This is a genomic window from Anaeromassilibacillus sp. D41t1_190614_C2 (genome assembly GCF_015558525.1).
In the GTDB taxonomy this organism is placed as follows: Bacteria; Bacillota; Clostridia; order Oscillospirales; family Acutalibacteraceae; genus Anaeromassilibacillus; species Anaeromassilibacillus stercoravium.
Genome location: NZ_JADMOD010000019.1, coordinates 1 through 14,829, shown reverse-complemented (window position 1 = coordinate 14,829; position 14,829 = coordinate 1). Strand labels below are relative to the sequence as shown.

The following is a 14,829-nucleotide window of genomic DNA, read 5'->3' as shown; positions in this document are numbered from 1 at the left end:
CGCGGCCCTGCGGGGATTTCCCTGCGCGGAGCGGGCAGGGATCTGTTTGGAAAACGCTTTCCTCAATGCATCCCCCGGAAAAGAAAAGGCTTGCCGTTTTGAAAAGTCCGGCGGAGGATGAATAAAAACTCAATCTATATGGATTTTTGTTGCAGAAATATGGATTATTGTTTTAATTTCTTGTAAGCATAAAAAGAACGCTGCACAAATGATAGTATAAAAAATAATAACACAGAGATTTATTTTTTAGGTATTTCACCGTAAATATCTGTTCCATAGAGATTTTCTGGCGTTGTGAAAATGGTCCAGCAGCCATTTTTACATAAAGTACACAGGAACCGAACCTGTACAAGAAGGAGAGAAAAACGTGAAGAGAGTAAAAGCACTGGTAAGTCTTCTGCTCTGCGCAGCGCTGATGGCGCCGGCGACAACCTCCGCTTTTGCAGCGGCGGACTACACTGTGCAGCCCCAAAGCGCCGCCCACCTGACGGCTTTGTCCTCTGCGGCCTCAGGCGTCCTGCAGAAGGTCCTTTCCGTACCGGCCACCGCTCAAGAACCGGCGGCGGGGGAGACAGCGGAAAGCGCCAGAGACAAAGAGGAAACCCTGAAGGCACAGGAGAAAGCCGCCGCAGGGAAGCTGCCCCCGCAGATGGGATGGTCGACCTGGAACTTCTTCCGCGAGAAAATCAACGAAGAAAAGGCGATGGATGCGGCCAAAGCCTTGGTAAACACCAATCTAAACGATCACGGATACGTGTATTTCAATTTGGACGACTGCTGGCAGTCCAATATGCGCGACGAAAACGGCCGGATGCAGTTTGACCTCACGGGCTTCCCGAGCGGCCCGGATTTCATCAAGCAGGTTAACGCGCTCGACCCGGAGAACCCGCTCAAGGTAGGCGTATACAGCTCCTGCGGCGACCTCACCTGCGAGGATATGCCCGGTGCGGCGGGGAATGAAGAACTGGACGCCCAGACCTTTGCGGAGTGGGGCGTCGAATACCTGAAGTATGACTATTGCCATGTGGTCGATATGGGGTCCGATATCGGCTACACCAGCTATACAAAGGCGCCGGATGTGGACTACATCACGGTCGCAAAGGCGGGCACGCCGGAGGGCGAACAGCTCCAGGCGGAGGACGCCATTCTGGAGGGGAACGCCGCTGTGGTCAACGGGGGCGGCTGCTACGGCACCGGCTACGTGACCGGCCTGAGCGCAAACGGCGGTTCCATCACCTTCCACAAGACGGTGGACGAGCCGGGGCAGTACGTCCTGACCATCGGCTTTAAGAAGACCGCCTCCACCACGTCCAAATATGCGCAGATCGAGGTCAATGGGGAGCGCACCTATGAGACGACGATCGCGCGCACCAGCGGCTGGAGCAACACCGGCCGCCAGCAGGTCTATATCGACCTGGACGCGGGCGAAAACACCATCAAGATCTTCAACCCCATCGACGGCCAGAAGGCGGACTCCATCCGCCGGTATTCCAAGATGGGCAACGCCTTGAAAGAGGCGACGGCAAGCGTTGCCGAGCAGACCGGAGCGGAAGAGAAGCCGATTTTCTTCTCCGTCTGTGAGCACGGCAGAACCAGCCCCTGGACCTGGGCGGGCGAATTTGCCAACTCCTGGCGGACCTCCGGTGATATTTCCGCAAACTGGAATTCCGTCATAAGCAACTACGAAAAAGCGGTCACCCTCTGGTCTTACCAGAAGCCGGGCACCTACAACGACCCCGACATGCTCGAGGTCGGCAACGGCAACCTGACGGAGACGGAGAACCAGGCGCACTTCTCCCTGTGGGCGATGATGAATTCCCCGCTGATCCTGGGCTGTGACATCCGCGACTTTGTCTCTGAGACGAGCCCGGACGGCGTGGACCATGAAGTGCACAACGGCGCATACGACATCGTCACAAACGACGCGGTCATCGCGCTGAACCAGGACCCGCTGCTCCTGCAGGCAAGCCGCATTTCCACAGCGGACGGCATCGACATCCTGGTGAAGCCGCTGGAAAACGGCGAAGCAGCGGTCTGCTTCTTCAATAAGAGCGCGGCGGACGGCGCGGCGGCGAGCGTCGACCTGTCCACCCTGGCGGACGAGGACGACCGCATTACGCTCCCGTCCAGCTCCATTTATATGGTGACGGACCTGTGGGGCGACGGGACCGAGGAAGTCAGCAGCGAAACCCTGTCCTCCGGCGCAATCCCGGCCCACGGCGTGAAGCTCTATCGCGTCAAGGCGGCGGAGCCGGGCAGCATCGATAAGATGGCGTCGGTCCAGATCCGCTCGGATTCCAGCATTTACAACGCGGGCGAAACTGCAGCGTTCGACGTGAAAGTCGAGAACGTCGGCAGCGAGACCATGAAGAACATCTCCATTGCGCTTGACGCGCCGGAGAGCTTCACCGTCACCGGCGGCGAGACCATCGACGAGCTGGCCTTGGGCGAGACGAAGACCGTCACCTTCCAGGTCACCATGCCGGAGGATGCGTCCTGCTCGATCGACAAGCCGGCGGACGACTATATCCTGTCTGCAACGGCCACCTACCGCTACGACGGCGACAGCGAGGATACGGCAACGCTGGACACCGAGACGGTCCGGGTTTCCAAAGCGCCTGAAAACACCGTCACGAAGCTGGGCGACTATCCGTGGCTGAGCGCGACGGTCGGCTGGGGCGACGAGCCGGGCCGCAATGTGTCCATCGACGGCAACCCCCTGCGCTTGGGCGGGGAGACCTACGCCTCCGGTATCGGTGTCCATGCGGCCTCCGAGGTCCAGATCTATCTGGGCGGCGGCGACTACCAGTTCCATTCCTTCATCGGCGTGGACCAGGAGATGCAGGTTGCCGCCTCGAGCATCCAGTTTGAGGTTTTGGCCGACGGCGAGCGCGTCTATCAGTCCGAAGTGATGAACGCGAACGACCGCGAAGAGGTCAATGTGGTCCTTAACGATTGCCGTGTGCTGACCCTGCGCGTGACCGATGCGGGCGACGGCATTGGCTCCGACCACGGCGACTGGGCGGACGCAACGGTCACCAAACTGGAAGACGTAAAGACATACAACATCGAAATCGCAGACACCGAAAACGGCACGATTACCACCGACCCCGAAGGTTCCGTCCTGGACGGCCTGCCGGTGGAGATCACGTTCACCCCGGCGGAAGGCTATGTGACATACATGGCGGTTGTCAATGGGGAGATTGTGATCCCGGTTGACAACCAGTACACCCTGACCAATATCACCGAAGATGTGACGATTTCCGCAGAATTCGTCGCAGAAGGCGGGACCGGCACCCAGGTTGCGGTTGTTTCCGCGGCCAACCCGGATGCGCAGGAAGTGGATTACGGCACGGCATTCGATGCATTGGACCTGCCGGATACCATTGCGCTGCGCCTGGAGGACGGCCTGCGCGCGACGGTCCCGGTGGTTTGGGACAGCGAGAGCTACGACCCGTATACCTCGGGCGAGCAGACTGTCTCCGGCGAACTCACCTTGCCGGCATGTATTGTCAACACCAATGACGTGAAGGCCGCCGCCGTTGTCACGGTAGGCGAGGAAACCGTGCGCAACATCGCGCCGGAAGGCACCGCGTATGCGCCGGATACCGCCCTTGGCAACAAGAAGGAGGCCGCGTTTGTCAACGACGGCATCTATGACGACCAGGCGCCCGGCGCAGACGGCAAGGGCGTGTTCGGCATGAAGGTGCTCGACCAGATCCCGGAAGAGGACCGCTATGTCCAGGTGACATGGGATACCCCGAAGGATGTCGAGCGCATGATCCTGTGGAGCTACTTTGCCAAGGACCAGGGCCCGAAGAACTTTGACGTCCTCGTGACCAAAGACGGCAGCTCCTGGGAGACGGTTGCCAATTCCGGCGACATCACTTGGAAGCAGAACCCGGCCGACCGCGAGCAGCAGCAGAAGGAAATTGTCTTTGATTCGGTGCAGGAGGATATTTTGGGCCTGCGCATCTATGTGAACAGTTCGTATGACGCCAATTGGGGTGTCAACGCTGTCATCACCGAGCTTCAGATATTTGGAAAGAATAGCAGTGAAGAAGAAAAGGTTAGCGTAAATTTTACAGAGCCCGTTAACGGTAAGATTTCGGCGGCTACAGACAGTGGCGAAATCGTTGCGGGCCAAACCGTAGCCGTCGGAACAAAAGTCACCTTTACCTTCACCCCGGATGCGGGGTACTATGTGAGCCGCGCGCTGATCAACGGCGAGGAAGTGCCGCTCACAGCCGAAAATACGTACACGATGGAAGTGACCACGGACGTCACCGCAGACGCGGAGTTTGCAGAGGACGTGCCGGTGGAGCACAGCCTGACGGTACAGTACGACGGCAGCAAGGTCAGCCTGAGTGTGGACGGAGAAGGCCAGCACATTGCGGACCTGATCGGCCGCTATACGGACGGCGTGCTGTCCGGCACAGAGCTGGATCTGACGTTTGCCCCGGCGGTGGACGGCAGGGAGATCGCCGGCGTGATGGTCAACAACGAGGCGCAGGCCTTTGACGACCCGGCCGAATATGTCTATTCGCTTACGATGCCGAGAGCCGACACCGAACTCAACTTTGCGTTTACGGTTGTCAACAAGATGACCCTGCGGCAGACGATTGCCATTGCCGAAGCGCTTCAGGAAGGCGACGAGTATGCAAACGTGATCCCGAGCGTCAAGGAGCGCTTTGACGCGGCGCTGGAGAAAGCGAACGAAGCCGCAGCGGAGCTCACGGCAACCCAGGCGGAGATCGACGAGGCGTGGAGCGGCCTGATGGATATGATCCATCTCCTGAGCTTTGCGCCGGGCGACAAAACCGAGCTGAACACGCTGTTGGAGATTGCCCGCGCGCTCGAAGAGGCGGACTTTACCCCGGAGAGCTGGGAAAACTACCTGCCGGCCTACGAGGCTGCCGAGGAAGTCGCAGCGGACGAGGAAGCGCTTGCAGGGGACATCGAGAAGGCATGCGACGATCTGCGTACCGCGTTTGACCAGTTGGTCCGTGCAACCGATTTCTCGATGTTGCAGGCGGTTGTGGACAAGGCGAACAGCCTTGACCTGAACCTCTACATCGACGACGAAGCCATGGCGGCCTTCGAGAAGGTGCTGGCAGAGGCGGAAGAACTGCTTCTGAATGCAGACGCAGCGCAGGCCGATGTGGATGCGAAGGCACTGGAGCTGTCCGATGCGATGGCAGCCCTGCGGAAGATCCCGAACAAGGACGAGCTGAACAAGCTGATTGCGGAGACCGAAGCCATTGATCTGAATGGTTACACGGACCGCAGTGTGGCAACCTTTAAGGCAGCGCTGAGCGTTGCGAAGGCAGTTGCGGCGGACGCAAATGCGGATGAGCAGAGCGTCACCAGTGCATATGTGAACCTGGAAGCTGCGGCGAACGGCCTGGTCAAGGCGGAGAAGCCGAGCACGGGCAACAACAGCAGCAAGGGCAGCACGTCTGCGAATGTTGGCAACGCATATGGCGCAGCGGGTGTGGTATCCGCAGCGCAGGGCGTGACGAGCCAGCAGGCATATGTGGTTTCCGATACGACGGTGAACTTCACCTTGAAGAGAGGCAGCGCATACTGCTTCAAGATGACGGTTGTCAACGGCAACGCCATGACGCCGGGCTTCACGGCCGGCAACGGCGAAGTGCTCAAGACGCAGTTCGTGGCGAAGATCGGCAACGACTACTATTACAGAGTCTATGCGACCGGCACGCCGGGCCAGAGCACGGGCGTTTATACCACCCTGCCGGGCAATGTCCCAGTGAAACATTGTGCAGTGACGATTGGCTAAATGCTTTCTTAGGGAACGCCGTAGGCGCGAAAGGCACTGTGTGCCCGCGAGAGGCATTGCGTGTCTATTGATCAAACAAGCTTCGTTATTTGGGGAGTAAACAGGGTTTTGAACCCTGCGGCGAATTCGCCGATACAGAACAGCCGGACCCATGCAAGTGGGCGTGGGTCCGGCTGTTCTTTTTTTGATGAGAGGCCATCCAGGACGGGCGCGCCCTGCGAGGCCCCCGCGCACTGGCCCTTTTTCCTGAAATCCCTTGACACGCTGCCGGACATGTGCTATAGTGACAGCGATTTCATACGATGGGAGTTGAAAACGTGCGCACTTTTTCTTGCTGAGTGTTTGAAAGAAACCGGCATTTCCAAGGGGAACGGGACGTTCCTCTGGTTTGGGATGCCCTGCAAGAAAGCGACACGTTCTGCAATCCCCTTTGACCGTCCGGCGCCTTAGCGCCTGCGCATCTTGGCGCACGCAAAAGGCCGGACCTCGTAAAACAGAGCGGCAAGACCGCCTCTGTTGAGCCGCGTAAAAAAGGGCCGCAGGAAAGGTGACTTTCTTGCGGCTTATTTTTATGCGTGGAGGCGATTGCATTGGCTTTGATACAAGTGAAGGATCTCACGTTTGGATACGACGGCAACCCGGATAATGTGTTTGAACATGTCACCTTCCAGATGGACACCAACTGGAAGCTTGGGTTTATCGGGCGGAACGGGCGCGGCAAGACCACCTTTTTGCGCCTGCTTTTGGGGGAGTACCCGTACCGGGGGACGATCTCCTGCCCGGTCCCCGTGGCGTATTTCCCGTTCCCGGTCCCGCATCCGGAGCAGGACACCCAGGCTGTGGTGGAAGCGCTCGCGCCGGAGTATGAATTGTGGCGGCTACAGCGGGAATTGTCCCTGCTGCGGGTGGATGCGGAGGTGCTGGACCGCCCGTTTTGTACCTTGAGCAACGGCGAACAGACCAAGGTGCTGCTGGCGGCCCTGTTCCTCGACGAGGACCGGTTTCTGCTCATCGACGAGCCGACCAACCATCTGGACGAGGAGGCGCGCGACGCCGTGTGCCGGTATTTGAACGGGAAAAAGGGGTTTCTCCTGGTCTCCCACGACCGCACCCTGCTCGACGGCTGCGTGGACCATATCCTCGCGCTCAACCGGGCGGACATCGAGGTACAGGCGGGGAATTTCCGCTCCTGGCAGGAGAACCGCAACCGGCAGGACCAGTTTGAGCGGGCGGAGCAGGCCAAGCTGAAAAAAGAGACCGCCCGGCTGGCACAGGCTGCGCGCCGCACCGCGGACTGGAGCGACCGGACCGAAAAGGGCAAATTCGACACCCGCAATTCGGGCATCCGCCCGGACCGCGGCTATGTGGGCCATAAGGCGGCCAAGATGATGAAGCGCTCGAAAACCATCGAGGCGCGGCGGGAGACGGCGCTGGAAGAAAAGGCAAAGCTCCTGAAAAATCTGGAGGAGGCGGAGGCGCTCCGCCTGCACCCCATGGACTACCCCAAGCGCGTGTTGGCCGAGGCGGAAAACCTCTCGGCCTTCTATGGGGATAAGACGGTCTTTTCGGATGTGCGCTTTTCCATCGAGCAGGGGGACCGCGTGGCGGTCTGCGGAAAAAACGGATGCGGGAAATCCACCTTGCTGAAACTGGTGCTGGGGGAACCGGTGGCGCACAGAGGGGCCCTGCGCATCGGCGGGAATCTCGTGGTGTCCTATGTGCCGCAGGGGACGGCCGGGCTGCACGGGTCCCTGCGCGCGCTGGCACAGCGGGAGGGCTTGGACGAACCCCTGTTCAAGGCCATCCTGCGCAAACTGGATTTTTCGCGGGAACAATTCGACAAAGATCTGGAGACGTACAGCGAAGGGCAGAAGAAAAAGGTGCTGCTGGCGAAAAGCCTTTGCCAGCCCGCGCACCTCTATGTCTGGGATGAGCCGCTCAACTTCATCGACGTGCTTTCGCGGGTGCAGATCGAGGACCTGCTCCTTGCCAGCCGTCCCACCCTGCTGTTTGTGGAACACGACCGCGCGTTCCGGGAGCGGATCGCCACGAAAGAGATCACCCTATAAAAGCGCAGCCCTGCGCGGGGCTTTTCCCGGAAAATAACGCAGCAAAAACCCCCTCTCTTTCCCGCGGTGCAGAGACCTCTACAGGGGAGAGAAAGGAGGTTCCTTTCGAAAAGAAAAGCATTTGCATGGAACATGCAGAACGCTGAAAAGGGCGGCGGAGAAACATCTCTGCTGCCCTTTTTGTATGATTCGATGCGGCCGGCTTACAGAGCCGCCAATTCCAACGGCGCGGAGGATATCTCCTGCGAAACCGCCGCCTCCTGGATCAGCTTGCCGGGGTCGGCCAGGACCGATTGCGCGGCAAAGGCAGCGGCGCCCAACAGGACCGGGCTGCCCGGCAGGCGGTTGACCTCAATGGCCACCTCGCCTGGGGACAAAGTATGGACGCTCTCTTTTACGCGCTCGCGCACGGTTGCGAGCATCCGGTCCGGTGCGATCTCTGCGAGTTCGTCGCCGATTACGATGATGCCCGGGTTGAGCTGGTTGATCAGGTTCGTGATACCGATGGAGAGGAATTCGCACACGCGGTCGTATTCCTCGCAGGCGACCGGGTCGCCCTGTGCCACCGCATGCGCCAGGGCCTCGGTGGAGAGCGCGTCCGCCTGTAGCTTGGAGGCTTCCCCGGCGGCGAGGCGTTCCCGGATGCGGCTGCGCAGTGCCAGCGTGGAGCAATATTTTTCCAGGCAGCCGCGGTTGCCGCACTCGCATGGCAGTCCGTTGTAATCGATGGAATTATGGCCAAATTCCCCGGCCAGCCCGCGCTGCCCGGTCACAAGGCGCCCCTCCGAGATGATGCCGCAGCCCACGCCCTGCCCGGCGAGCACATACAGCATATTCTGCGTGGCGGGCTCCTGCCCGTGGTACCAGAGCTGGGCGAAGGCGCTGGCGTTCGCGTCGTTGACCACCAGGAAGGGGAGGTCGAGGCCCTTGGTCAGGGTCGCCCGGATCGGGTAGTTTTGCCAGCCGGAGAGCTCCGTGACAAAGAACAGGCAATCCCGGTCCTCGTGATATGGGCCGGGCATAGCCATGCACGCCGCGGCGATCTTCGTTTCCGACTGGGCCAGCGTGTCTTCCACCGCCCGGCGGATGCGCGGCAAGGTCGTCTGCACGGGTTCCCCGGGCGCAATCGGGAATTCCTGCACGTGGAACGGTTTCCCCGATAGGCCCGCCAGGCATAGATAAAACGCGCTGCGCGTCATACGGATGCCGATGACATGGCAGTGCTCTTCGTTCAGTGTGATGCCAATGGAGCGGCGGCCTTTGCTGCCGCTCATCAACCCGGTTTCCATCACAAGCCCGCTCGTTATGCATTCGGCGATGATATTGGTGATGGTGGCCTGTTTCAGGCCCGAGAGGTGGGCCAATGTCGCGCGGGAGCAAACCCCCTGTTGCCGGAGGAGGTCGATGATTAATGCGCGGTTGATGGCCTGGCTCTTCTCCTGGTTGATACTTTTTTGATTTGAAGCGTTCATATTGCAGTCTCCAGTGTTGATTGTAGTGGGTTGCCCGATCCGCCGGTTTTGTCGCGGATAGGGCTTTTCCTTTACACTATACACGATTTTTTACAAAGCATAATGTTATATAGGAAATATTTTCACTTTCAAAAAATATATTTACTGATTAAACTACAAGTAAATTTAGAAAAGAACAATAGAAATAATACACGATATAAAAAATCCTAATACAAAACGTGCATATATTGTTTGCGAAGCAAGGGATTCTTTCAAACAATGGATGGAAACGTTCCAATCCTGTTTTAGAAAATTTGTCCATATCATGCGCGAAGCAGGTGAGAAAGGAACGCTTTGCCGCGTGTTCCGGGTGGAAAGAAATGCCTCTATCATTGATATGATACATTCCAAGTTAAAATTTATAAAAATCAATTAAAAATTCTTTACAAAGCAATTGCTAAATTAGAGGATATGCTATTATAGAATGAACGATTTTTTGCTGGAAAGGAGGGCTATTGTTTTGTTGCTATTTTTTCAGATACGAAAGGAGGGGCACAGACCGGACAACGATGTACACGCCGCGTGTACACAGATCAAATAGGAGGAGAAGTATGAAAAAGAGACTGTTAGCATTGTTGTTGGCACTGTCGCTGGCAGCGCCGGGCCTGGGGACCACCCCGGCGGCGTTTGCTGCACAGAGCGGCGCGGAGCTCCCGCCGGACGCCAAAAGCACAACAGCGCCGGACAAAGACCTCCAGATCAATTTCTGGATGGACGAAGGCGTCCCCTATTATAATGTTGTGCTTAATGGGACCGCCCTGCTGGAGGATGGGACCCTGGGCCTGAATACCACGGCCGGTTCGTTCCAGAACAACCTGACCCTGGTTTCGGAGGAGACTGGCAGCGGGGACGAGACCTGGACCCCTCTCGTAGGCGATAAGTCGGTGATCGAGGACCGCTTCAACGAGACGGCGGTCACCCTTTCCAACGCAGAGGGCAAGACGGTCACCATTGAAATGCGCGCCTACAATACGGGCGTGGCATTCCGCTATGTCCTTCCCGAGATGGAAACGGACTACCAGATCACGGACGAATACACGCAGTTTGCCTTCCCGGAGGGCGCGGTCGCCCAGATCCATGAGGGAACCAACCAGACCGTCCCGCAGACCATCCCGGTGGAATCGTTTGAAGGCAGGCACTATTGCCGCCCGATGACCGTGGAGTATGCGGACGGGGAAGTGGTCTCCATCTGCGAGGCCAATTTGGACGATTACGCCGTCATGTATATGACGAAGTGTGCGGACCGCACGCTCCAGGCGAAATACGACGGGAGCGTGGTCAACGTCTCCGCCAATACGGAGAAGTGCAGCCCGTGGCGCACCTTTGTGGTGGCCGAAGAGCTGGCCCGCCTGCCGGAGAACGAGGACATCATCCTGAACCTCAACGAGCCGGCGGACGAGGATATGTACAAATTCTCCGAGTGGGTCAAGCCGGGCCGCAACCTGATGCTCGGCGCTGGCAGCGAGACCACGGAGACCCTGAAAGACTGGATCGACACCGCGAAAGCGGAGAACTTTGAGTATGTCCTTCTGGACTACGGCTGGTATGGGCCGGAGCTGGACGACCGGTGCGACCCGCGCCTGGACCCGTCCAAATTGGAGCCGGAGCCGGGCGATTCCGAGGAGCTGCTCGAAGTCAAACGCATCATGAAGGAATTTATCCCCGAGGACGGCGTGTTTGACGCCGGAGAGGGCTTCCCGCCGTATGGCCTGATTACGGGCGAACCCGTTCCCGGCTGGCCGGAAGGCGGCCTGTTCAAGCCCCATCTGGACATCCCCGCCATCTGTGAATACGCCAATTCCCAGGGCGTCGGCATGATCCTGTACGTCAACAACCGCCATATGTTTGACAAATACGGGCGGTATACGGTGGATGAGCTATTTGCACGCTTCGAAGAATGGGGCGCCGCAGGCGTAAAGCCCGGCTTTATGCAGGAGGGCGACCAGGAGTATGAAAAGCGCAACCAAGAGATGGTCGAGGCAGCCGCCCGCCATCATCTGGTGCTGACCATCCACGACGAATACGTCCCCACGGGATTGGAGCGCACCTACCCGAACCTTTTGACCACGGAAGGCATTTTGGGCGACGAGGGCATCCAGGGCGACCAGATCGCGCAGGACATCTCCACCCTGTTCACCCGCGCCATCCAGGGGCCGGCCGACCACACCTTCTGCTATCCGGGCAAGGCCACCAAGGGGTACGCGCTGGCGTCCTCCCTGTTGTTCCGCACCGGCATGCACTCGCTGTATTGGTACGGCAACCCGACCAACATCCCGCAGATCCCGGAGCAGGAGCGGCAGTTCTGGAAGGACCTGCCCAGCAATTGGGATGAGCTGCGCGTGCTGGAAGCTTCTATGTCCGAATATGCGACCTATGCGCGGAAAGCGCGCGGCGAGGACGTATGGTTTGCGGGAAGCATCTCCGCGATCGACCGCGAGCTGCAGATGCCGCTCGATTTCCTGACCCCTGGCCAGCAGTATGTGGCGGAGGTCTATGAGGATGAGATCGGCCTGAGCGGGACTTCTTCCGATAAAAACAGCAGCCCGCTGATCTGCATCAGCTACCTCGTGGATTCTACGGACACGATGTATTATCCCATGGCGTATGGAACGGGCTATGCAGTCCGCTTCCGTCCGGCGACGGCGGAAGATGCGGGCCTGCCGGTCTACAATATGAATGCAGAGCGCTTGCAGAACCATCTGGCCGGATTGGATTCTTTAAAGGAATCGGATTATACCGTTGCAACGTGGCAGCGGCTGGAAGAGGCCATTGCCGCGGCAAATGCGCTGCTGGAATCCGGCAATGCGATCACGGATGAGCAGGCGCAGGAAGCGATAGCTGCATTGGATGCGGCCAAAGAGGGCCTGCGCTCGGTGAACGTGCTGTTGGAGCAGGTCAACAAGGCCAAGTGCCTGCCCGAAGCGCACTATACGCCGGAGAGCTGGGCGCCGCTTGCAGAGGCGATGGAAGAGGCCAATGCGCTGCTCGCCAGCGTAGAGGACGTTTCCCAGAGCCAGCTGGACGAAGCGGCTGTCAAACTGGAGAACGCTCTGAACGGTTTGGTCAAGAAGGCCCTGGAGCTGGATACCACCGTGTACCTCAGCGATCTGGACTTTGAACCGGAATCCTATAGTGCTTATACGGCCATCCAGAAAGACCGTTCGCATGAGAATCCCAAATTGGAGCTGATCGTCAACGGCGAGCGGACCACCTTTGAAAAGGGCCTTGGCGCCCATGCCACGTCTGAGATTTATTACAACATCGAAGGCAAAGGCTATGAGATCTTCGAAGCCTATGTGGGCGTCGATGCACTCAAAGACAATATGGGCGATATCATCTTCCGCGTATATTCTGACGACGTGCTGATCTATGAGAGCCAGCCGTCCGGCAACGGCGCGACGGAAGCGCAGAAGATCTCTATCCCGGTTGCAAACACAAAGATTCTCCGCCTGGAAGCGGATACCAACGGGCCGGATACGGGCGACCATGCGGACTGGGCGGACGCCAAGTTCCTCACGATGAAGGAGATCGACCCGTCCAGCACGATCACCGGGATTTCGATCGACGGGGAACCGGTGCAGGAATTCGATCCGGGACAGTATGACTATTATTATCCCATCGAAGAAGGCGACGCGGTGCCGGAAGTGACCGTGGAAAAGAGCAATGACGCGGTCACCTATGAGATTTCCCCGGCAAAGAAGGTCCCGGGCGTGACCGAAATCACGGTCCACCGTCCGGACGGCGGCACGTTTGTCTACCGCATTTCGTTCTGCACAACAAAGGCTGTCTATTTGAGCGACCTGGAATGGGATTCCTTGGATAACCAGGGGACCTATGGACATGCGGTCAAGGACAGCGGCGTCGAAGGTTTGGACATGGTGGTCACCGGTCCCGACGGGGAGGCGCTCGACCTGCCGTTGGTCGATGGCAAACGCAAGGGCATCGGCATGCATTCCTATTGCTCGGTGACCTACGACATCGCCGGCAAGGGCTATAGCCGCTTCGAAAGCTGGGTAGGCGCAAACCACCTCAAGGAATACGCCAACTCCATGATCTTTAAGGTCTATTTCGACAACGAGACGGAGCCCCGCTATACCAGCCCGGAAATGTCCTATCTGGTCCCGGCTGAATTCGTCAGCCTCGACCTGACCGGTGTGCGGACCATCCGCCTGGAACTGGACAGCAACGGTTCCATCAACGGCGACCACGGCAACTGGGCGGACGCGAAGTTCCTGAGCTATGAAGAGATCCCGGAGGAAACCGGCGTCGCGCTTGGCCTGGAAGCACCGGAGACGGTGGAAGCGGGCAGTGAGTTTGAAGTGAAGGGCACGATCGGCGGCCTGGATGCGCTGGAAAGCCCGGTGGCGTCCCTGCAGATGCTCATGACGTATCCGGAAGGCCTGACCTGTACAGAGGTTGTCCCGAACGAAGTGCTGGGAGATACGTTTGAATACAGCATCCATGACGGCGAACTTCAGGTGAATTTCCTGTACCTGGCGGAGATGATCGGCGAGGGCCTGCCGGCGGACCTGGACAGCCTGTTCACGGCGAAGTTTACCGCGTCCCCGGATATGGCGGAAGGCGATTACACGCTGGCGCTGGAAGATGTCTTCCTGGCGGATTGGAATATCGAAGCTGTCCCGTACACCGCAGAAGGTGCATCCGTACATGTGACGGAACTGCCGAAGGAACCGCAGCTGCTGACGGTACAGTGGAGCGGCAACGCATCCATGAGCGTCGAGGGCGAAACGGAGGCAATCATCTCCACAGATGCGATCTATGGCGCGAAGGTGCAGCCGGGCGAAGAGCTGACCTTCACCTTTACCCCGACCAAGGATGGATTCTCCGGAGCGCAGCTCAACGGTGAGGACATCGAGTTTGCAGCGGACGGCTGCACGTACATCTTCACGATGCCGAACGAGGGCACGACCCTGCGCTTCACGTTCACAAGCGTGGATAAGAGCATCCTGGGAGCTGTCCTGGAGCAGGCCAACGCCGTGCCGCAGGACGTCATCGACGGCCTGGTGCCGGCGGCGAAGGAGTTCTTCGAGAACGCCCTGGAGAATGCGCAGACCGTTTATGACAATGCGAATGCCACCCAGGAAGAGGTCAACGAGGCTTGGAGCGACCTGCTGGATGCGATGCACCTGTTGGAATTCGAAGCGGGCGATAAGGAAACCCTGCTGCCGCTGATCAACATTGCAGAGCAGCTGAAAGACATGCTGGATCAGTTCAAGCCGGGCACGACCGAGGGCTTCGAGGAAGCGCTCGACGCGGCGAAGGACGTGTATGCAGAGGAAGACGCCCTGAAGGCGGACGTAGACGAGGCATATGACAACTTGCAGGCAGCGATCGACAAGCTGGAAATGCGTGCGGATATGTCCATCCTCCAGAACACGGTGGACGAGGCGAACGGCCTTGACCTGAACCTCTACATCGACGACGAAGC

The 14,829-nt window shown here is 58.6% G+C and carries 4 protein-coding genes; 3 read left to right on the top strand and 1 reads right to left on the bottom strand.

What is annotated here, in order from left to right; all coding sequences use genetic code 11:
* The first annotated feature begins 367 nt into the window (after positions 1 to 367).
* Together I2G69_RS12770 and abc-f are read left to right on the top strand one after the other, a co-directional pair.
* Positions 368 to 5,800, top strand: coding sequence for an NPCBM/NEW2 domain-containing protein (locus tag I2G69_RS12770; RefSeq protein ID WP_195560881.1), 5,433 nt, complete (start codon positions 368 to 370; stop codon positions 5,798 to 5,800).
* A 590-nt stretch (positions 5,801 to 6,390) separates the two neighbouring features.
* Positions 6,391 to 7,869 carry a ribosomal protection-like ABC-F family protein gene (gene abc-f, locus I2G69_RS12765; RefSeq protein ID WP_195560880.1) on the top strand — a complete coding sequence of 493 codons (1,479 nt, stop codon included), beginning with the start codon at positions 6,391 to 6,393 and terminating at the stop codon, positions 7,867 to 7,869.
* A 203-nt stretch (positions 7,870 to 8,072) separates the two neighbouring features.
* Here the strand turns inward: abc-f and I2G69_RS12760 are convergent, their stop codons facing one another.
* Entirely contained in the window at positions 8,073 to 9,341 is a 1,269-nt protein-coding gene (locus I2G69_RS12760; protein WP_191441919.1) for an ROK family protein, read from the bottom strand.
* Between the two features lie 590 nt (positions 9,342 to 9,931).
* On the opposite strand from I2G69_RS12760, the gene I2G69_RS12755 reads away from it, so the two are divergent.
* Positions 9,932 to 14,829: NPCBM/NEW2 domain-containing protein (locus tag I2G69_RS12755; RefSeq protein WP_195560879.1), on the top strand; the 4,898-nt coding region annotated here is incomplete at its 3' end.